Origin of the sequence: Bradyrhizobium sp. ISRA430 (assembly GCF_029909975.1) — a bacterium.
Lineage (GTDB): Bacteria > Pseudomonadota > Alphaproteobacteria > Rhizobiales > Xanthobacteraceae > Bradyrhizobium.
In genome coordinates this window covers 1,931,880-1,953,174 of record NZ_CP094516.1, presented here as the reverse complement: position 1 = coordinate 1,953,174, position 21,295 = coordinate 1,931,880, and the positions used below count along the sequence as shown (strand labels likewise).

At 61.4% G+C, this 21,295-nt stretch carries 17 protein-coding genes; 3 read left to right on the top strand and 14 right to left on the bottom strand.

The window, feature by feature from the left end; all coding sequences use genetic code 11:
• Positions 1-160 precede the first annotated feature (160 nt).
• The 14 genes from MTX21_RS09965 to MTX21_RS09900 all read right to left on the bottom strand — a co-directional run bounded on the left by MTX21_RS09965 (position 161) and on the right by MTX21_RS09900 (position 17,167).
• On the bottom strand, positions 161-1,360 hold the full coding sequence (locus MTX21_RS09965; protein ID WP_280964624.1) for a site-2 protease family protein: 1,200 nt from the start codon (positions 1,358-1,360) through the stop codon (positions 161-163).
• Positions 1,361-1,460: 100 nt separating this feature from the next.
• Positions 1,461-1,829: an HIT domain-containing protein gene (locus tag MTX21_RS09960; RefSeq protein ID WP_280964623.1), complete on the bottom strand. Its 369-nt coding sequence runs from the start codon at positions 1,827-1,829 to the stop codon at positions 1,461-1,463.
• A 179-nt stretch (positions 1,830-2,008) separates the two neighbouring features.
• On the bottom strand, positions 2,009-2,287 hold the full coding sequence (locus MTX21_RS09955) for a hypothetical protein (RefSeq protein ID WP_341512027.1): 279 nt from the start codon (positions 2,285-2,287) through the stop codon (positions 2,009-2,011).
• 130 nt (positions 2,288-2,417) lie between these two features.
• Positions 2,418-3,929, bottom strand: a complete 1,512-nt coding sequence (locus tag MTX21_RS09950; RefSeq protein WP_280964621.1) for a PQQ-binding-like beta-propeller repeat protein — start codon at positions 3,927-3,929, stop codon at positions 2,418-2,420.
• Between the two features lie 97 nt (positions 3,930-4,026).
• On the bottom strand, positions 4,027-4,353 hold the full coding sequence (locus MTX21_RS09945; RefSeq protein WP_280964620.1) for an antibiotic biosynthesis monooxygenase family protein: 327 nt from the start codon (positions 4,351-4,353) through the stop codon (positions 4,027-4,029).
• A gap of 20 nt (positions 4,354-4,373) precedes the next feature.
• On the bottom strand, positions 4,374-5,564 hold the full coding sequence (locus tag MTX21_RS09940) for an NADH-quinone oxidoreductase subunit D (protein ID WP_280964619.1): 1,191 nt from the start codon (positions 5,562-5,564) through the stop codon (positions 4,374-4,376).
• 361 nt (positions 5,565-5,925) lie between these two features.
• Complete coding sequence (locus MTX21_RS09935) at positions 5,926-6,354, bottom strand: hypothetical protein (protein ID WP_280964618.1); 429 nt, start codon at positions 6,352-6,354, stop codon at positions 5,926-5,928.
• 77 nt (positions 6,355-6,431) lie between these two features.
• Entirely contained in the window at positions 6,432-7,676 is a 1,245-nt protein-coding gene (locus tag MTX21_RS09930) for a trypsin-like peptidase domain-containing protein (RefSeq protein WP_280964617.1), read from the bottom strand.
• 85 nt (positions 7,677-7,761) lie between these two features.
• Positions 7,762-8,133: a YbhB/YbcL family Raf kinase inhibitor-like protein gene (locus MTX21_RS09925; protein ID WP_341512017.1), complete on the bottom strand. Its 372-nt coding sequence runs from the start codon at positions 8,131-8,133 to the stop codon at positions 7,762-7,764.
• 294 nt (positions 8,134-8,427) lie between these two features.
• Positions 8,428-9,699 carry an efflux RND transporter periplasmic adaptor subunit gene (locus tag MTX21_RS09920; protein WP_280964616.1) on the bottom strand — a complete coding sequence of 424 codons (1,272 nt, stop codon included), beginning with the start codon at positions 9,697-9,699 and terminating at the stop codon, positions 8,428-8,430.
• Positions 9,696-12,884, bottom strand: a complete 3,189-nt coding sequence (locus MTX21_RS09915; RefSeq protein ID WP_280964615.1) for an efflux RND transporter permease subunit — start codon at positions 12,882-12,884, stop codon at positions 9,696-9,698. The genes MTX21_RS09920 and MTX21_RS09915 overlap by 4 nt, the downstream gene beginning before the upstream one ends.
• A 169-nt stretch (positions 12,885-13,053) precedes the next feature.
• Positions 13,054-15,276 carry a molybdopterin cofactor-binding domain-containing protein gene (locus MTX21_RS09910; RefSeq protein ID WP_280964614.1) on the bottom strand — a complete coding sequence of 741 codons (2,223 nt, stop codon included), beginning with the start codon at positions 15,274-15,276 and terminating at the stop codon, positions 13,054-13,056.
• Complete coding sequence (locus tag MTX21_RS09905; protein WP_280964613.1) at positions 15,273-15,770, bottom strand: (2Fe-2S)-binding protein; 498 nt, start codon at positions 15,768-15,770, stop codon at positions 15,273-15,275. The genes MTX21_RS09910 and MTX21_RS09905 overlap by 4 nt, the downstream gene beginning before the upstream one ends.
• Positions 15,767-17,167 carry a cytochrome c gene (locus tag MTX21_RS09900; RefSeq protein ID WP_280964612.1) on the bottom strand — a complete coding sequence of 467 codons (1,401 nt, stop codon included), beginning with the start codon at positions 17,165-17,167 and terminating at the stop codon, positions 15,767-15,769. Before MTX21_RS09900 ends, MTX21_RS09905 begins: the two co-directional genes overlap by 4 nt.
• 157 nt (positions 17,168-17,324) lie before the next feature.
• On the opposite strand from MTX21_RS09900, the gene MTX21_RS09895 reads away from it, so the two are divergent.
• From MTX21_RS09895 to dusA, 3 genes are all read left to right on the top strand, one after another.
• Complete coding sequence (locus MTX21_RS09895) at positions 17,325-17,723, top strand: c-type cytochrome (protein ID WP_280964611.1); 399 nt, start codon at positions 17,325-17,327, stop codon at positions 17,721-17,723.
• Positions 17,724-17,731: 8 nt separating this feature from the next.
• Positions 17,732-19,969 carry a carboxypeptidase regulatory-like domain-containing protein gene (locus MTX21_RS09890; protein WP_280964610.1) on the top strand — a complete coding sequence of 746 codons (2,238 nt, stop codon included), beginning with the start codon at positions 17,732-17,734 and terminating at the stop codon, positions 19,967-19,969.
• A 327-nt stretch (positions 19,970-20,296) separates the two neighbouring features.
• A complete protein-coding gene (dusA, locus tag MTX21_RS09885) occupies positions 20,297-21,292 on the top strand; it encodes a tRNA dihydrouridine(20/20a) synthase DusA (RefSeq protein WP_280971369.1) in 996 nt (331 codons plus the stop codon).
• The last annotated feature ends 3 nt before the right edge of the window (positions 21,293-21,295 follow it).

The window sequence follows — 21,295 nt, the reverse complement described above, 5'->3', positions numbered from 1 at the left end:
ATTCTGCCATCGACATGTTGGTGCCGTGGGCCGCGGCGCTTGGCTTTCGGGCTTCGGGCATCGCCTTCAACCTGGCTGAGCCGACCTTCTGCGTCCTGACCTTATGATTTGGTCAGCCGATTGATACCAAGCTGCTTCAGCACTCGCGCACAGAGGCGCTTCAGATCCCAACCCGGGTCCTGGCATCGTTCCACGGAAGATCCTGCATGTTTGGGTCAAGCTCCTGCTTCAGCGAGAGGTATTGAAGCATATCGGACAAGGCCAGGACGCCGAGAAGCCGTCCCTGTTCGACCACAAGCAGCCGGCTGTGCCGACCGCCCTGCATCCTGGCAAGCGCCTCCAGCGCATCCAGATGCGGAGGGACAATGATCTCCGGCGAGCAGGGGCGCATGACATCAGCGACGTGGCGCCGGGTGGTGTCGGAGGGACCCAGATCGCGGACGTCTTTCGCCATGATGCAGCCGAGGAGTTCGCCGTCGCGCAGCACTGGGAAAGCCTTAAAGTAGTATCTATAAAAGTAGTCCTCGATCAATTTCGCAATGGAAAGATCCGGTGCGACCCCGATCGGATTACGTTGCATGAGCGTGGAAACGGGAAGCCCACCGAAAGTTCGGCGAAGTGCCAACTCGTGCCGCGCCGCACCGGCGGCGCCGTGCAGGAAATACCCAATAAAGAACAGCCAGACACCACTGATTGTACTACCGGCGATGAATTCCAGGATGCCGTACAGGATCATGGCAATGCCAAAGAACTCGCCACTGCCGGCGGCAATGCGTGTGGCCCGTCCAAAGTCGCTCATCCAGCCCCAAAGGCCGGCGCGGAGCACCCGTCCGCCGTCCAGCGGGAACGCGGGAATGAGATTGAACAGCGCCAAGATCCAATTGAGGGTACCAAGATAGTCGAGCACGCCGAATGCGGCGCGAGACAGGGTCTGCTCACCTGCAGCAGCGACCAGGAGCAAGATGGTGCCAAGCACCATGCTTGCGATCGGCCCGCCGATCGCCATAAGGAATTCTGCCTTGGCGCTGCTCGGCTCCTTGTGCAGTTCAGCGACCCCGCCGAAGATGAACAGAGTAATGCCGGCGATTGGCATGTCGTAACGCCGCGCAATCAGAGCGTGGCTCAGCTCATGCAGGACGATCGAGATGAACAAACCGATCGTGCCGGCGAACCCCATCCACCAATAGGCGCTGGCCGATAAATTCGGAACTGTGCGGGGGAACTCGCCGAGCGCCAGTGTCCAAATGAACAGAGCCGCCAGGATGAGCCACGAGATGTCGATCCATACCGTAAACCCGGCGAGCGTGAGGATCTTGATCCTGTGCAGGAACATCGCTGCCTCGCGAGCAGTGGCGTTCATGGGAAAACATCGCGTCGAAGGCGCTTGTTCCTAAGGCTGAACAAGGCGCATCAGGCGCTGCACGAAGAATGTCGGCGAACTTGATGCCCAGAACTCTGGATCATTTCGTCCCAAGTGCGTCGCGGATTGCTTTCGCATTCTGCTCGAAATCGCTCGGGTCGCCTTTCGCCCGGCCTGGAGCGGGATACAGCCAAATGTGTGCGTGTGGCACTTCTTCGCCCATAATGCGGGAATGTATTTCCTCGGAGAATGCCTGTTGCATTGCGCGCGCAATCATTCGTACGACTTCGAAATACGCGCCAACATTCGGCACATCCCAGACCCAGCGCCGGTGCTTTCTTGGGATGACAAGAGTGTGCCCCGGAGATTGCGGGCGAATGTCGAGAAACGCGAGATGCTCGTCGTCCTCATACACCTTCGTTGACGGAATCTCGCCGCTGACGATTTTGCAGAACGGACAGTCGACCATTGTTCATGCCCTTTGCTGCGAAACTGAGGGGCGGACATTTCGACGCGAAGTCAACGCGAGTCTCGGTCACAGGTTCATGCCGGTTCGTGTTCATCCGCTGCTCACCGGGGGAGGGTTCCTCTTTCCGATGCCTAGGATGCCGGCTGCGGCCGCCAACATGCTGGCGATTGCCGGCCAAATCAGGATCGGGAGAGATAGCTCGGCAGCTCGCGCTCGAACTCGGGAAAGTAGCGGGAGATCACGGTGACGTCGAATTGCCGCAGGATTGACTCTTTGGGTTCGCGGTCAAGCAGAAATTGGAACGCAGCCCTGATGCAATGCTCCGGCGGGTACGTGCCCATCGTCAGCCTCTCGCAAGTATCTCGTGCCAAAGTGACGTGGTGACGGGTCTCACCGTCTCCCACACGAACGATCACCTCGAATCCGAGTGGATCGCCATCGCTGACTCGCTCGACCATGATCACAGTGCGTTCACCGTCGGTCCGGTTGGGTGATCGTGGACACTAGCACATCGCCTGATGGATCAAAGAGTTGACGAGCGCATTGGGGGGAGCAGGGTCATGACCGTTCAGGTGATCACCGTGCCGTTCAGAACTTGAAGGCGTAAATGCGCCCGTCGGCGCCGACATAGAGGCGATCCTGCGTCGCTATCAGCGTCTGGAAGCGTCGGAGACCGCTCAAGGGCTCGCTGACAAAAATCGGTTCGCCGGTATCGCCGCGGAACGCGTGCAGCCGATTGTCGCCTTCGGCGCCAAGCATCCAGACGATCGGGTTGGAATGGCCGTCCGTGGTGGTCGCAATGGGGGAGCCGCGGCCGCGGAGCGCGCCGCACCAGGCGGTGGCGACCGCCGGCGACGGGCCTGCCGCGATCTTCAAGACCGTCAAATCGTGGCCTCGGCCAGGCTGCGGGCAGTGCGCTCCTGAGGCTTGGAAGGCAACAAAGACATCTTCGCCGACACGATAGGCGGCTGGCGACGTGACGATCGACGACTGGGATACTGTTTCGACCGCCAACTGGCCGCCAACGCCGCCGAGTCTATTTCGGTCGAGAAGATAAGCCTTGCCATCCTTTCCCAGCGCCAGGATCAGAGCGCGGCTCCCGCCGGCTCCGGATATGTTGAAAGCAAGCGGATTGCTGCCCCCGAGATCCGCATCGCCGGCATCGAGTGTTTTCCAGTCCGACGGCGCAAAATAGTCCTTCTTGTCGTCACTGCGGCGCAGGTCGGGTCCAACGTGAAACACGGCTTCACCGTCGCTCCAGGTCGGTGCGCCGAGCGTATTCCCGGTCGCAAAGTAGATGTCGTGCTCGGAGACGCTGAGACCACCCGGCGCCCAGATGCCGCCTCCTCGCCCACGCGTTTCGAAACTGACATGCTTGCCGGGTTCGCGCAGGGAGAGTCCAACCACCCAGCCGTGATAGTTTCCGCAATCACCGAAATGGCCACTGAAGGCGACATAGACAGTGCCGTCGAGAAGGGTGAGTGCCGCACGCTGGTTGTGGACGCTCGGATCGAAATGTCGTCCTGCCTTTTGCAGAAGGGCAGCCACATCGATCGGCCAGCCGGGGAGAACGCTGCCATCCTTTGTCGAGAGTGCGAACACTTCGTGGCGCGGGCCGTTTCTCCGCTCCACGGCACCATCGAAATAGATGGCTTGGGTTGTAGGGTCGATTGCGGGCGTCCCGGTGATGCCAAGCGGATCGATATTCCCGCACGGCAGCGACGAACGGCGAACAGGACGCCCGACTACGCGCCTCCACAATTCCTTGCCGGTCGTCGCGTCCAAGGCCTGGACGACGTCGTCCTCGGTGGCCACAAATAGCATCCCGGCGTCCGCGCCAGGAGGACGCCAGTAAAGTGGCTGGGCGTACATCGAGCCCGCGACGTGGGCGTTGAACGCCCGATCCAGCTCAACCGATCTGGCTTTCTCCCAGGACAACGTCGGAACGACGTACTGGCCGCTTCGGCTATTGTCACCGTGATAGGTCAGAACCGAGCTGTCTTGAGCAAGGACGGACAGCGGCGGCGACGCCGCAAGTGCAAGTAGTCCGGCCATCAATACAGGACGTGCCGCCATTGAAAAGGCGCTTCGGATGTTCATGAGCGCCTAACAGTCCCGTGCTGCTCCGGTTCCATCTGCATGGGGAGCCTCTCACATGAACTGTGTCGTTTCGCCCTCGCGCTCACCAAGCGCCGGTTCACCCCCTCTCCGCGAGGACCTCGGCGACCTCGTACAGATGAGGATCGATATCGTCGGTGAGCCTTCCGAACTGGCTCCAGGCCTTGCGAAAGTCAGGCGACTGGTGCGCGGCCCGCAGCAGGTCGCGGCTTTCCCACTGAATGTAGTTGACGATACGGCGCCCATCGAGGCTGCGATGCAGGCTGATCGAAATAAACCCCGGCTGGCGTTGCATGAAGCGGGCTCGCTCTCTCATGAGCGACAAGGCTTCGGTCTGCTTCCCCGGCTCCGCGTCGATGATGGTAATTTGTGTGACTGGCTGCGGGTCGATTTGGATCTGCGGCATGGCGATCTCCTTTCACGACATTATCGATCGATCTCTCCAAAAACGATGTCCAGCGAACCGATGATCGCTGCGACGTCGGCCAGCAAATGGCCGCGGCAGAGCAAGTCCATCGCCTGCAGATGCGCGAAGGAGGGCGCACGGATCTTGCACCTGTAAGGCTGGTTCGTCCCATCCGAGACCAGATACACGCCGAATTCGCCCTTGGGGGCTTCCACTGCCGCATAGACCTCGCCAGCAGGCACATGAACGCCCTCAGTGTAGAGCTTGAAGTGATGGATCAGGGCCTCCATCGAGCGCTTCATTTCGCCACGGCGCGGAGGGAAGACCTTGTTGTCCTGCACCGCAACCGGGCCCTGTCCGTCGGCAGCCCGGAGCTTGGTGATACACTGCCTCATGATGCGCACTGACTGGCGCATCTCCTCCATACGGATCAGATAGCGGTCGTAATTGTCGCCGTTTTTTCCGATCGGAATGTCGAAATCCATCTCGGGATAGCACTCATAGGGCTGCGCCTTGCGCAGATCCCAGGCCGCGCCCGAGCCTCGCACCATGACGCCGGAAAAGCCCAACCCCCAGGCTTCATTCAGCGTCACCTTTCCTACATCGACATTGCGCTGCTTGAAGATGCGTAAATTCGTCAGGAGTCGATCGAGATCGTCCACCACGCGCAGAAATGGGTCGCAAAAGGCCTCGATGTCGTCGATCAGTTTCGGTGGAAGATCCTGGTGCACGCCGCCGATGCGGAAGTAGTTTGCGTGCATGCGCGCGCCGGATGCGCGTTCGTAGAATACCATCAGCTTTTCGCGCTCCTCAAATCCCCACAGCGGCGGGGTGAGCGCGCCGACGTCCATCGCTTGGGTCGTGATGTTGAGAAGATGCGAAAGCAGGCGTCCGATTTCACAATAGAGCACGCGGATCAATTGGCCGCGCCGCGGCACTTCGAGGCCAAGCAGCTTTTCTGCTGCGAGACAGAATGCGTGCTCCTGATTCATCGGCGCAACATAGTCGAGCCGGTCGAAATACCCGATCGATTGCAGATAGGTCTTGTGTTCGATCAGCTTTTCGGTGCCGCGATGAAGCAACCCGATATGAGGATCGACGCGGCGCACGACCTCGCCATCAAGCTCCAGCACAAGTCGAAGCACCCCGTGGGCCGAGGGATGTTGGGGACCGAAATTGATGGTGAAATTGCGGAGGCCTGCTTCAGTCATAGCAAACTCGCAGTTATGGCGCCTTCGAGCCGGCATAGTTCGACCCATGGCCTGGGCGGCGCACAGCATTCACGCGCCTTCAACGCGTCCCAAGCCTTTGGCGTTCCTAAAGCTCGTCTCGCCTCACTCGGCCGCGAGCGAGGATTGCGCAACCGCACCGTGCCCCAGCCACAACCCGGAAGCGCTCGGGTTTGCACTCGATTGGGCAGATGACAGAAGATGCAGATGACAGACGATGTTGAGCACGATTGGCGGCTGGATGGTTCTGTGCGACAGAGGGGGCGGCCTCCACCTGTCCGAGCCTGAGCATCCGCCCCCCGCGCGCCGCTGGGAACGACTCAACAGGATGCCCCTGGTCGTTCTAGACCACTGGCGCGTGCTGGTCCGGCTCCAATCTGAACAACCTGCTCTCATTGGGCTTCGCAGGAAGTTGCAGCACGACTGCCCTCTGACCCACGCGCAGTCTTGTAAGAAGCACAACCTTGCCGTTCGCAAATTCCAGCGCGTCGTGATGCCTGTTCGTCACTCTCTGGTTGATCTTTCGGAATCGCGCCAACCGCGACCCAATGTTGCCGAATTCCATTTTCGGGAAAAGCGTCGCAAACGGGTGGTCGAGTACGGCGTCTTCGCTGAAGGCAAGTTCGGTGCCTGGCAGGAGGCACGCGCACGTCTTTGGCTCCGCGATTGTCGAGAACCCTCGCGTAGCGGTACCGGCGAATTCGCTTAAGATCAGCAAATCGCCAGCCTTTGCCGGACGCGAGTGAACGGCATGGAGGCTGTAGTCACACATGAAATTCTCCAACTTGTTCTTCGCAGTACCGCTTGGCGGGCAGGCAGACCGACGGAACCGTTCGGGTTCGGCGTCGACTACTCTGGACTGCCCGGCTGCTGCCGCGGCTCATGCGGGAGCTGACCCAGGGTTACGCTCAATGAACTCTGCTTTCCGGCGCGAACCATCGCGAGCTGAACCGACGAGCCGGGCGCCGTCGCGTGGATCTTCTTTGTCAACTCGGTAGCGCTCTTGATTGGTTGTCCACCCACCGACGTGACTACGTCACCACGTCGCAATCCGGCCTTCGCTGCGGGGCCGCCGTCTTGAATGCCGGTAACGATCGCACCATGAAGGTTGTCGGCACCGAGGCTATCGGCAATCTCGGGAGTAACTGATTGGACTTCGGCACCCATCGATCCGCGCGTTACGGTGCCGTTTTCCTTCAATTGGGGTATTACCGCGCTGACGGTGTCTGCCGGGATCGCAAACGCAACCCCCGACCAGCCACCGGTCAGCGAGAAGATCATACTGTTCACGCCGATGACATCGCCGTTGGTGTTGAGACTTGGTCCGCCAGAATCGCCGCTGTTGATCGGTGCATCGATCTGAATGAAACCCTCGCTCGGACCATTCTCGATTTCGCGTTCGCGAGCCGAGACGATGCCCGCCGTGACTGTACCTCCAAGCCCGAATGGATTGCCTACGGTAAGCACCCAGTCGCCGACACGTGGCGGTTGCCCAGCTATCTTCACGTAGGTAAAGTCGGTTCGCCCGTCGACCTTGATGAGGGCCAGGTCGCTGAGCGGATCCCTTCCGACCACCTTTGCGGAGTAGGTTTTCTTGTCGCTCGTGAGGATCTCGGCAGTATCGTTGTCCTTGACGACGTGACTGTTCGTTACGGCGTAACCGTCGGGCGAGATGAAGAATCCTGATCCCATTGCAACCGCTTCGAGTGTATTCGGCCCTCTTCCGGGGTTCAGGCCATCAGGTCCCGGAACTCGCTTACCGGGAATGTCCTCGTCAGGCGTATCGAATCGAAACGGTAGGTCTGGCGGAAGTTGCCTAGTCTCTGCAGATTTTGAGATGACGCCGACGACTGCGGGTTGAACTCTCTCAGCGATCTCGGCAAAGTTATTAGGCCCTCCATTTGGCGGCGCGACATCTCGAATCAAGTGGATCGCGCCCGCAGGCCACACTGCGACACTGGTGTCATGGGTAGATTGCGGCTGCGCAACAGCGGTGCTGACGGCGGCCAGGGCCGTCAAAGCGATCATGCCGCCGGTAGCTGACGTTCGATGATGGCCGAAGATCAATTTTCGAAACGCTGCTTCCACTGTCATTGTTTTCGTTTTTCCCGTTGCCTGGCAATCCGCTTCGCTCGCGGCCGTACTCCAAGGTCCGCGCGGAGCACAATCCCGTGACGGCTCACCGGCTGTAGGTGCCGACGAGCTCCGCTTGTCCAAGCATATGCTTCTTGGCCGCCTTCCAGACATCGGCCACGGCGAGCGTGGGTGCCTGCGAGAGCGCCTCGATGTCGAGCGCCGCGAGTTTGAAATGGTAGTGATGCGTGCCGTGGCCCTTGGGCGGTGCGGGCCCACGGTAGTTCGGCTCGCCGAAGTCGTTGACACCCTTGCCTATGTTTTCTGATTTTGCCTCGCCGCGGCCGACACCTTCCGGCAGAAGGGTACGTCCGCTCACGATATTGTAGAGTCCCCAATGACGGAACGTGCCCGATGGCGCATCCGGATCCTCGACCACGAGCGCAAAACTTTTGGTGCCGGCGGCGGATCCGACCATTGCAAGGGCGGTGAGAAGTTCTCGCCGTCCGCGGTGTATCTGACCGGTATACGCTCGCCGTCGCGGAATGCAGGGCTTGTCAAGGTGAATGGCATTTGAGCCTCCGGTCGGCTTGCATGATGTCGTGGTGACCTCTTGAGGCAGAAGCCTTGCCCTTCTTCCGCCCAACGACAGATCGAGGCAAAGGTTTCTACCGTCCTCAAGAAACGGCCAATTTCAGCAGGAGTTTCTTGTCGGAACAAAACGACTCCTTGTTTCCGTCGCGTCGGTTGGCTTACGCCTCGGTGGGCCGACCTATTGAGTGGCGACCTTCCGATCGGTTCCGGAATTTGCGCCGTTCGCGTTAACCGGCATGCCATCTGTAATCGTCACCGGTGGGTTGAGGACGACGTACTCGCCGGCATTCAAGCCCTGCTTGACCTCGACTTGTGCACCATTATCCGCTGCAAGCTCGATATGCCGCAGATGCAATTTTCCGTCGGTAAAGACCGCTACGCTCAATCCGCGCTCGTCGAAGATCACGGCCTCAGCCGGCACGACCATCACCGGCTGCGTGCGTGGCACGGCGAACCGAACCGTACAGTAGAGCCCGGGATGGAGCGTGCCGTCCGAGTTGTCGATATCGACTTCCGTGAGCAAAGTGCGGGTCCCGGCCTGCAGCGCATTGGCATTGCGCGCGATGGTGCCATGAAATGTCCGTCCGGGAAGTTCCGGAACGGTGATATCGGCCTGCGACCCATCCTTGATCGCCAGCGCAGCGTCCTGGGGCACATAGGCCTGCACACGTAGCGTGTTGGTCCGGGCAATCGAGAACAAAGGCGTGCCGCTGGCGGTGTCGGCCGTGACCAGGCTGCCGGCGTCGACCTGGCGCGCAGTGATGACGCCGTCGAATGGAGCTGTCACACGCTCGAATCCGGTCAGTTGCTCGAGGCGGGAGACCTGTGCCTTCTGCGCCTCGAGATTGGCCGCGGCCACGCGTACGCCGGCCGATTGTGCCGCGAATGAGAGACGGTCGGTGTCCCCCTGTTGCTGCGATTGCCAGCCTTGAACCACCAGACGAGAGGTTCGCTCGTTGTTGGCGCGCGCCAATTGCTCGGTTGCGCGGGCTTGCTCCAGCGCGGCTTCGAGCTGCACCAGTTGCGCGCGCGCCTGGGCCAGTTGCTGATCGAGATCCGGCGCAGCGATCGTCGCGAGGAGATCGCCGCCGTGCACGCGGCTGCCGATGTCGACGTTACGCTTGCTGATATAGCCCGTTGCCCGCGCGAACAGCGTGGCGCTCTCGAACGCATCGATCGTGCCCGGAAGATCGAGCGGCCTCGGTTCGACGACCGGGCTGACCGATTTGATCCGAACCGTGGGTACCGTGCGCTGCTCGCGCTGCAGGGTCTCCTCCGCCAGCGCTTTGGTCTCCAGGTGGCGCCAGGCGCCGTAGCCCACGAGGCAGGCGACGATCGCGAGCGCGCCGAGGGCGACGCTCCAGGTGATCCGGCGACGTTGGGTAGTTGCGCGCATATCGTCGGAGTCGGCGGGATCGACAGGGCTTCGCGTCTGTCCATGGCCATTCATCTCAGCGTCTCCCTGGCACCGCCGCGCGACTCGGACGCTGTAGCATGCTCGTATCGACCGACGACCGAGTACAGGTAGGGAACGAAGAGTAGCGTGGTGGCGGTACCCATCGCGACTCCGCCGATCACGGCGCGGGCCAGTACGGCGTTCTGCTCCTCGCCCGCGCCTGCGAACGCCATTGGTATCATGCCGGCCACCATGGCGGCGGCCGTCATCAGAACCGGGCGCAGCCTGGTCTTGCCCGCTTCGAGCGCCGCTTGCGTGGCGTCTGCGCCCGCCTGGCGTCGCTCGCGCGCGAATGCAACGAGGAGAATGGAGTTCGCCGAGGCGACGCCCATCGCCATGATCGCGCCCATCAGAGAAGGTACGCTTAGCGACGTCCCGGTGACGAACAGCATCAGCAGGATGCCGCTGCCGACCCCTGGCAGCGCCAGCAAGACGGCAAGCGGATCAAGGAAGCTCTGGAAGTTTACGACCATGAGCAGGTAGACGAACAGCGCCGCGAACAGCAGGCCGATTGTCAAATCCTTGAATGCGGAATTCATGCTCTCGACCTGCCCGCGTACCGCAATGCGGTTGCCGGGCTTGAGCTTGGAGTTGAGATCATTGACGATCGGTTGGATCCGTGACGCGGCCTCGCCGAGATTCGAATTCTGCACGCTCCCATAAATGTCGTAGACCGGCTGCACGTTCGAATGATTGTAGACGGATTGGATCGGGCGGCGCGCGATAGTCGCGACGTTGCCGAGCACATTTGGAATGGGCGCTTGCGCCGAGGCGGAGCTGGTGATCGGCGTATTCTTGATGTCGTCGACGCTGCTGATGCTGTATTGGGGCGTCTGGACTACGAGATAGTAGGGAATTCCGGCTTTCGGATCAGTCCAGAAATTCGGAGAGACCTGTTCCGAGGAGCTCAGGCTGACATTGATGTCGTTGGCGATATTGCGGACCGACAGGCCCAGCTCCTGAGCGCGGTTTCGGTCGATATCGTAACGCAATTCGGGCGCATCGAGCTCCTGCTGGATATGGACGTCGACGAGGCCGGGCACGCTGCTCATGCGCTGCTTCAACGTCTTGGCGATTTCACGATTTTCGGCGTGGTTCTGTCCCTGCACCTCGATGTCAAGCTGTGAAGGAATGCCGAAATTGAGAATCTGGGTGACCATGTCGGCCGGCTGGAAATAAAACAGCACATCCGGGAAGGCCTGCCTCAGTTGTTCGCGCAGACTGCGGACATAGTCCGCCGTGGGGCGATGGCCCTCCTTCAGGGAAATCAGGATCTGTCCGTCATTGACCCCGATGGTCGAGCCGTCGGTGAAAGCGAGATTGTAGAGACGTTGGGGAAGCCCGATATTGTCGAGCACAAGTCCGAGGTCGCGGGCTGGAATGTGCTGGCGAATCTTGTCTTCGACCTTCTGAAATATCCGCTCCGTATCCTCGATGCGTGTGCGCGCCGGCGCCCGCACGTGAAGCTGGATGAGGCCGGCGTCGACCGGCGGAAAGAAATCGGAGCCGATGAAGGGAGAAATGGCGACAGACGTAGCGACGGTGACGATTGCCACGATCGGCACCAGGATGCGACGCGCCAACAAGCCTGCGAGCAGCCAGCCATAGAACTCGCGGAAGCGCTCGAAGCCGCGGTTGAAACGGTCGTGAAGCCGCGAGAATGAGCGCGTGATTGTCGACCGAGTGTGTTCGCCTGGCCGCTCGCCGCGCAGGATTAGGTCGATCATGATCGGTGTCAGCGTGCGCGCGATGAGATAGGATGCCAGCATGGCGAACGACACCGCAAGTCCAAGCGGGGTAAACAGAAACCTCGCCGGCCCATGCAGGAAGAAGAGGGAGACGAACACGGAGCAGATCGCCAGCGTAGACACCAGGGTCGGAAGGGCGATTCCGGCCGTTCCTTCGACCACCGCCTGATGAAAATCCATCCTTCTTTCGAACAGCCGATGCGTATTCTCGATCGCCACGGTGGAATCGTCGACCAGGATGCCGATGGCGAGCGCAAGTCCTCCGAGCGTCATCGTGTTGATGGTCTGGCCCAGCGCAGAAAATATGGCGATAGAGGTCAGGATCGATAGCGGGATCGAGACGGCCACGATAAGCATCGAACGCCACGAGCCGAGGAAGAGCAGGATCATCAGCGCGGTCAGCGCGGTCGCGATCAGGCCTTCGCGCACCACACCGCCGATAGCCTGCGAAACGAACACCGACTGGTCGAACAGCGGACGAATTTCCATTCCTTGAGGCGCTGCCTTCTGGATCTCGGGCAGCGCGGCTTTGACTCGATCTACGACGTCGAGCGTGGAAGCGTCGCCATTCTTGATGATGGTCAGAAGGATCGAGCGGCGGCCCTCGGAGCGAACGACATTCTGTTGCACGGCCCAGCCGTCGCGCACGTGAGCCACGTCCTTGAGCGTCACTGGCGTGCCGCCGATCTGCCGGATCGGCACGTTGTTGAGATCGTCGATGGTCGACGGTTGCGAGTTGATGCCGACGATGTATTGCCTGTGGCCGATCTTGGCGTCGCCCGATGGCAGCGTCAGGCTTTGGGCATTGACCGCGTTCACCACGTCGGTCGGCGTCAGTCCATTGGCACGCAGCGCGGCCGGATCGATGTCGACCATGATCTGACGATATTTGCCGCCATAGGGCGTGGGCAGCGTGATGCCTTGGATCGGGGCGAGCGCCTGACGAATGCGGTAGATGCCATAGTCGTAGAGCTGCTGCTCGTTGAGGCGATCCGAACTCAGGCTAAGTTGCAGCACGGGAACGCTCGATGCATTGTACTGCACCACGATCGGTGGCTGAATGCCCTCGGGCATCAGATTGCGGATGGAGTTGCTCGCCGAGACGATCTGGCTCATCGCGAGATCGACGTTGACATTGGGCTGGAAGTAGATCTTCTCGACACTGATGCCGGACAACGTCTGCGACTCAATATTACGGACGTTATTGACGCTCGAGCTGATGGAATATTCGCTGTAGGTCGTGACCCGCTGTTCCATCTCCTCCGGAGTAAGGCCGGTGTATTGCCAGATCAGCGTGATGACAGGTATGTCGATCCGGGGGAAGATGTCCTTGGGCGTACTCAAGATGGCGCTGGTCCCGAGGACCAGCATGGCGACAGCCATGACATAAAACGTATGCCTGTATTTCAAAGCAAAGCGAACGATTCCCATCAGACCGTTCCAATGTCATTGATGATCGTCGCCACACGGACTTGTCCTGCACCTTCGGCATGGCCAATCCGGTAGAAGTGGACCGCAACGGAATTGTTCCAGAAGAGGCAGGCCTCGCGCCATTGTCGTTGGCCACGAAGTTCCTGACGGACCGAGGCCGAACTCCGGTCTAAGCCTGAATTGCCTTCCTGATCCGATCCCGGGTTAGGGGCAGATCGCGCAAGCGCTTGCCAGTGGCATTTGCAATTGCATTTGCGATCGAGGCCGCGGTCGGTCCCTGGCCGGCTTCGCCACTGCCTAGAAACGGCTGGCCGGGCCGGTTGAGGAGATGAACTTCAACGGCTTCCGGCACGGCGTTGAAGCGCAGGATAGGGTAAGTTTGCCAATCGACGCTGGTGATTTCCGAGTCGTTGAAGGTCACACTCTCATAGAGGGTCCAACTCGCCGAGTGCAGGATCGCCCCTTCAATCTGGTTGATCAGGCCGTCGGGATTGACGATTTGCCCTGCGTCGACCGCAGCCACGGCACGGACGAGACGCGCGCGGCCGGTGTCTCGGTTGACCTCGACCTCCGAGGCTATCGCGCAGTAGGCCGCGAGGTTCTTGTAGCGGGCGAAAGCAAATCCGTAACCGTGACCGCTCGGTGGCTTCCGATCCGTTGTCCAGCCGAAGCCCCTCGCAGCTTGCTCGATGACCTCGGAAGCGCGCTGGTCCTTGAGGTGTCGCAGCCGGAATTCGACCGGGTCCGCCTCAGCAAGAGCCGCGAGCTCATCCATGAAGCTCTCGATGGAAAAGATATTGTGGTAGGCACCGAGCGCGCGCAGCGCGGAAATGCGCAGCGGCATGTCGGCAATGAAGTGGTGCACGACCTTTGCGTTGGGAAACGAATAGATTGGGATCGCATTGCGGTCGCCGCCGCCTTCCGGCAAGGGGAGCGGCTTTGGCTCTGGCGCAGCGATCGGTTGCGCCTTGTGCTGCGCAGCAAGCAGCGCGCCGGCGCCGCCGGGGCGCATCGAATGCGTATTGCTCCAGACCTCAAAGTGCCAGTTCGCGACACGTCCTTCGGCATCGAGCGATGCCCTCAATCTCGTCACCATGGCCGGACCGAACGGCTCCCAGGCGTGCTCCTGTTCACGCATCCATTGCAGGCGCACCGGGCGTCCCGGCAAGGCGCTGGCGATCAATGCCGCATCGGCCGCAGCATCATCGGCGCCGTTATGACCGTAGCAACCGGAGCCTTCGACGTGAATGAGACGCACGCTGTCCGGCGGCATGCCCAATAGCTCTGCAATCGCCTGACGGTCGGGGTAGACGCCCTGCGTATGGGTCCAGACGGTCATCGCCCCATCGCTGAAGTGAGCGACCGCACATGATGGTCCAATCGAACCATGCAACTGGTAGGGCCGCACGTAGGTCGCCCCGATCGTTCGCTGCCCCGTCACCGCGGCATCGCTGAGCTCGAGGATGGTCGAATCCTGCGACCTCAACCGGGTCAATACGTCGTGCAGATCGCCTTTAGGCAGGGTTGGGGTCTCCCGCCACTTGGCTGCGGCGGCGAGCGTGTTCATGGCCTTGATCGACTGAAATTCCTTTTCCGCGGTAACCGCCAGGAAATTCCCGTTGCGGATGACCTTGACCACGCCTGCCATCTTCTCGACGGCGGAGAGGTCACAATCCATCAATTGAGCGCCATAGCTCGGCGGACGCACCACGCGCGCGTGCAGCATGCCGGGCAGCCGGATATCCTGTACGAAGGCTGCGCCGCCCGTGACCTTGGCGGGAATGTCGACCCGCGGTATCGGCTGAGCCATCACTTTGAAGGTCGAGGGATCCTTCAGCCTTGCGCCGGGCTGCGCCTGCACATGCAGAAGCTCGGAAGCGACGAGTTCGCCATAGCTCAACCGGGTGCCGCCGGGAGCGACGACTGCGCCGCTCTCGGTTTTCAGGCGTTCGATCGGTTGGCTTAGCCGGCGCGATGCTTCCTCGATCAGCAACTGACGCGCCTGCGCGGCAGCATTCTGGATCGCCGTGCCGCTATCCTGCATGGAGTGACTTCCTGCCGTGTAGCCTTCGTTCGCAGTGAATTTGGTGTCTGCTGTAACGAGCTTTATCGACTCGAAGGGCACATCGAGCTCTTCCGCGGCGATTTGCTGCAGCGCGGTCTTGATGCCTTGGCCAAGTTCCGCCTTGCCGGTGAATACGGTAATGCCGGCGTCGGCATCAATGCGGATCCAGGAATCGAGATAAGGTGCTTTGGCGAGGCTGCCAGGAAGGTTCGGCGCGCCAGCCGATGTTTGTTCCTGTGCTGACGCTCGGCCGAGCGACAGGCTGACGATCAGAGCGCCGCTACCAATCAACACGCGACGGCGATCGATGGTGAGGAGGGCGCTCATAGCGAACTTCCATGACCTGAAGAGGAATGATCAGAGCTTTCCATCATCCGTGCGGCGCGCTGCACGGCGCGCAGGATCCGCATGTGTGTCCCGCAACGGCACAGATGCGGCGCGAGCTCGGTTCGGATCTGTTGGTCGGTTGGTTTTGAGTTGCGCTGGAGCAGCGCTTGCGCACGCATCATCATGCCGGGAATACAATAACCGCATTGCGCTGCCTGCTTTTCCATGAAGGCGCGCTGGATCGGTGCCGGGTTCTCCGCTGTGCCCAATCCTTCGAGCGTCGTGATCTGCTTGCCCTCGAGCACCACGAGCGGCGTGACGCAAGAAAGCGCCGCCTTGCCGTCGACCATGACCGCGCAGGCGCCGCACTGGCCGAGCCCGCAGCCATACTTGGCTGCATTCAGCTTGATGTCGTCACGCAGGACGTAGAGCAGGGGAGTGTCCGGTTCTGCGTCGACGGAGTGATCTTGCCCGTTCACATTCAGCTTGATCATGGCTTGTCTCGCGGCGATGGATCGGTGGCGATGTTTGGCGGGTCCGCCGACGTCTGGAGGAAGGCTGCCTGGGCCTGCCTGGCGCCGGCAACCGTCTGATCGATGTTGCTCCATTGAGGCTGGTTGCTGAAATGAGCGCGCAGGTATTTCAGGAGCGCGCTCACTTGTGCGTCGGTCATGCTCGAAGCAAAGCCGGGCATGATCGGACTACGTTCGCCTTCGAGCGCTGGCAGGCCATACAGAACGGTGTTGGCGGCATTACGCGCGTCCGGCGCGCTGATTGCCGTCGAGAGGCGGAGATTGACCCCGGCATAGGGAAGCGGCCGCGCGGTCTCATGGCAACCGGCGCATGCCGCCGCGTAGATCACCGCCCCGCTATCAGTCGTGGGCGAGCCCGCATTTCGCGTGGATATCGAGGCTGATGTTTGCGGTGACGTGGTCTGCGTCTTGCCCGCTTCCGCGCGTACGGTTTCGCCGGCGCGAACGCGATCGGGGGCAGGCGGCCCGAACAGGCCGCCGGTGTAGGCCGCAATCGCGCGGACGTCGTCGTCGTCGACGTCAGAGAGATTGCTGACGACCTGTGCCATCGGCCCGCGTGCCACGCCGTGATCGGAAGCCCAGCCGCGCCGCAGATAGGCGAACAGGGCCTCTTCCGTCCACGGGACAGGCGCGGGCGATTGCGCATTGATGGCGTAGGCGAGCCAGTTCTCGGCTTCGCCGCCGCCGAACGCTGCCTCGTTCCGTTCGGCACCCAAGGCATTGCGTGGCGTATGACAGGCGCCGCAGTGAGCCAGTCCTTCAACCAGATAAGCGCCTCGGTTCCATTCAGAACTTTTCGAAGGCTCGGGGCGAAACTCGCCGTGACGCAAGAAGAGCAGCTTCCAGCCGGCGATCAGCAGGCGCTGGTTGAACGGAAACGAAAGTTGGTTTTGACGGGCCGGCGCACGCACCGACTGTCGTGTCATGAGATAAGCGTAAAGGGCGCGATCGTCCTCGCCCGTAACACGGGTGAAATGATCATAAGGAAAGGTCGGATAGAGATGCTGACCTGCACGGTCGACACCGTAACTCATTGCGCGTTGGAAGGCGGCTTCCGACCAGCGCCCGATGCCGGTGTCCGGATCGGGCGTGATGTTGGTGGAGTACACGGTGCCGAACGGTGTGGACACCGGCATGCCGCCGGCGAGCTCTTCGCCGCCGCGCACTGTATGGCAGACAATGCAATTGCCGATCGCGGCAAGTTGACGGCCACGTTTGACCAGCTCGGGATCGAACGATTGGGGGGCAGGCGGCTCGACCGTCCCGATGGCCGGGCGCCAAGCAAGCGCAATGGTCGTCCCACCGAAGATCAGCAGCACGCCGGCAACGGCTAGGCTGATCCGAGTTGAGGTGGCCATGCCGAATATTCGCGGTTGACGATCGCATAACCAGGCCCTTCGCGGCAGGTTTCATCCAGCGCCTCGCAGATCACCAGATGTTGAGGGTGCCGTTAGTGGTAGGAACCGACGCTGCCGGGACGTGTTGTCGCCAGAATTTGAACAGGGAGGCACGCCCGTGCTCCAGGCGTTGTTCTCGGCTGTGCGTCTTCTTCTCCTGTCGGTGGCGGCAGTCGGCATCGCTCCCGATCTCGCCTGCGCAGCCGGCGATTCGGTCAAAGGCGCCGTGAGCTTCAGCCGCGAGTGCGCGTTATGTCACACCATCGGCAAAGGCGAGCCAAATCGCTTCGGACCAAATCTGTTCGGGATCGCGGGGCGCAAGGCCGGCACCGCGCCAGGATACAAATATTCGCCGGAATTCGTTACTGCAGCGACCTGGACCTGGGGCGCCGACGAGATTGCGTCGTTCGTCCTCGCGCCGGACCTCATGATTCCGGGCAACAGGATGTCGGTGTTTCAGGGGATCGCGGACTCGCAGCTTGACGATCTCATTGCCTACGTGACGGCTCAGAAATAGAGGCGTTCATGGGACTGCGGATTGGCCCGACCGTGGCATTGGTGCTGACACTTGCATTTGCGCGGCCGTTAGTCGCGCTTGCAGAGGACGCTGGGCAGCCGCTGTCGGTCGACATCGGTGTGCATGACATCGGCGGCGCCGTCAGAAGCGCGAACGGACCGGAAGGTGGGGTCTGGGTGATCGCCGAGACGCGGGATCTCGGCACACGCTTCGCCAAGATGGTCGTCACCGACGATGCGGGACGCTTCGTCATTCCGGATCTTCCGGCCGCGCGCTATCAGGTCTGGGTCCGCGGCTATGGTCTTGTCGACTCACCGAAGGTCAGTGGTGAAAGAGGCCAACGGTTGAAGCTCGACGCAGTGACCGCGCCCGATCGCGCTGCGGCGGCGCAATACTATCCTGCGATCTATTGGTTTTCACTGTTCAAGCCGCCAGGTGCGGACAAATTTCCCGGCACCGGTCCCAATGGCAACGGCATTCCGCGTGAATTCAAGACCCGCGATCAATGGCTCGACGTCATCAAGACCAATGGTTGCGGCAATTGTCATCAGATTGGAAATTATGCCACGCGCACGATGCCGCCGGTGTTCGACCAACTTGGGTCGAGTGTGGCGGCCTGGGCGCAGCGACTGCAATCGGGACCGGGCGGGACGACCATGGTGCGCACCATGGGCCGCCTGTTGACGCCGGACGGCGGCCACCTCGCGGCTCTCGCGGACTGGACCGACCGCATCAAGGCCGGCGAGTTTCCAAAAACTGCGCCGTCGCGGCCGATGGGCATCGAGCGAAAACTCGTCGTCACCGTGCGCGACTGGCTCGACCCGAAGCACTATCTGCATGACCTTACGGCAACGGACAAGCGACAGCCGACCGTGAATGCGAACGGTCCGCTCTATGGTGCGACCGAGCTCAGCAGCAATACGATGCCCGTGCTCGATCCGGTGCGCAACCACAAGCGCGTCGTCGACGTGCCGGTCCGCGAGCCCGAGGGCACACCAAGCTCGGCATTGGCGAACCCCGTATTTGCATCTTCGCCTTACTTGGGGCGCGAGCAGGTATGGGATAGCCAAGTCAATGCCCATTCGCCGGCGATGGACCGGGATGGCCGCATCTATTTCACGGCCCAAATGCGGCCACCGGCGGAAATCCCCACCTACTGCGGCAAAGACTCGCCGCTTCGCTCGGCGCAGCTCTATCCACTGACGGCAAGGCCGGAGGGGTTCAATCAGAACTCGCGACAGGTGACCGTCTACGATCCCCGTACCGGGAAGTTCACATTCATCGATACCTGCTTCGGCACCCAGCATCTGAATTTTGCCGAGGATGAAGCGAACACGCTCTGGTTCAGCAACAACACGCAGGGCAAGAGCGCAGTCGTCGGATGGGTGAATACCAAGCGGTTCTGGTCGGACGGAGATGCCGCGGCCGCGCAGGGCTGGACTGCTCTCGTGATCGATACGAACGGCAATGGCAGACGCGACGAAGGCTACAACGAGCCCGGTCAGCCGGTCGATCCGAACAAGGATACGCGCATTCCGCTCGGTCTCTACGGCATCTCGGCAAGTCCGCTGGACGGCTCGATCTGGGGCTCGAGCCTCCCGCATCCCGGCTACATCGTCCGCATCGATCCCGGGTCAGATCCACCCGGCACAGCGCTATCCGAGGTCTACAAGGTGCCACTGCCCGGCTACGGCATCCGCGGCATGGACGTAGATCGCAACGGGGTCGTGTGGGTCCCGCTCGACAGTGGCCATATCGGCAGCTTCGACCGCCGCAAATGCAAAGGTCCGCTGAACGGTGCTGGAGCGGAGAAGGGCGACAAATGTCCCGAAGGCTGGAGCTTCTATCCTTTGCCGGGGCCGCCGTTGCAGGGCGACACGACCGCGGCAGAGAACCCCTATTATCTTTGGGTCGATCAGCACGATATCCTGGGGCTCGGCGTCAATACGCCGATCGCCACCGGCAACCAGTCCGATTCGCTGCATGCGCTGGTGAATGGCCGCATCATCGAGCTGCGCGTGCCGTATCCGATGGGGTTCTTTGCCAAGCAGCTTGACGGGCGGATAGATGATCCCACTGCCGGCTGGAAAGCTCGTGGGCTGTGGGCGACCTCAGGCAACCGCACCCCCGTTCATATCGAGGGCATTGATGCGCCCCATCCCGGCGCGCCAGGGGCGACGGAGGCCACGCGATCGAGTCCGCTGGTTGTTCAGTTTCAGCTCCGCCCGGATCCTCTCGCCCACTAGACTGGTCTGATGATGGTCGTTTCTACGACCGTGCCGTCGCGCCGCGGTCACCCTCGACCACGCCAGTTGATCTTGTGCTGGTGGACTTGTGCTTTGGGTCGGGTGGACGGGTGATCGAACCCTGCGAGCGGAGTTTCGTCAGCATGACCTTTCGATTACACACCTCGTGTGCATGGTGTGCGCACTGAGAATCCGAAAGCCAGATTTTCGCTTCCAATTCGGACATATATGAGCCTAGAACGAGCAATCTGAGGAAGCCTCATCGAACCAAATTTCTCAGTCGGTCCAATCACATTTGGGATCGAGGGAGCAAAATAGATAAACGAAATGAAGGACTTGCGCTGGAGATTTGCCGTCGCCCCGATGATGGACTGGACTGACCGTCATTGCCGGGTGTTCCATCGTCACCTGACGCGGCGGGCGCTGCTCTATACGGAGATGCTGACGACCGGCGCCGTCATTCACGGCGATCGGGAGCGGCTGCTCGGGTTCGACGCGGTCGAGCATCCGGTGGCGCTTCAGCTTGGCGGGTCGGATCCGCGCGAGCTCGCGCTGGCCGCGCGGATCGGCGAGGACTTCGGCTATGACGAGATCAATCTCAATGTCGGCTGCCCGTCGGATCGCGTGAAGGACGGCCGCTTCGGTGCCTGTCTAATGGCGGAGCCGGAACTCGTTGCCTCATGCGTCGATGCGATGAAGCGCGCGGTCGCCGTGCCCGTCACCGTCAAGTGCCGCATCGGTATCGACGACCAGGATCCGGAAGCCGCGTTGGATACGCTCGCACGCGCGGTCGTCGCGGCAGGCTCCGACGCCCTGATCGTGCACGCTCGCAAAGCTTGGCTCAACGGCTTGTCGCCGAAGGAGAACCGTGACATCCCGCCACTCGATTACGATCGCGTCTATCGCCTGAAGCGCGCGATGCCGGATGTGCGTGTCGTCATCAATGGCGGCATCGGCGGCATCGACGAGGTGAGGGCGCATCTTGATCATGTCGACGGTGCGATGCTCGGCCGCGCCGCGTATCAGGCGCCATGGCGGCTGCTCTCGGTCGATCCGGAGATCTTCGGCGAGGCGGCGCCGCATGCGACGATGCAGGACGCGCTCGAGGCGATGATGCCTTATATCGAGCAGCAGCTTGCGCGCGGCACGCGGCTGCATGCGATCACACGGCATTTCGTCGGCGCCTTCCACGCTGTGCCCGGCGCGCGCGCCTTCCGCCGCCATCTTGCCGAAAAAGGGGTGAAGCCGGGCGCGGGCGTCGACGTGCTGCGCGATGCGATCGCCCGCATCGGCCGCGCTCTACCTGCTGAGGCGGCTGCGTAGCTG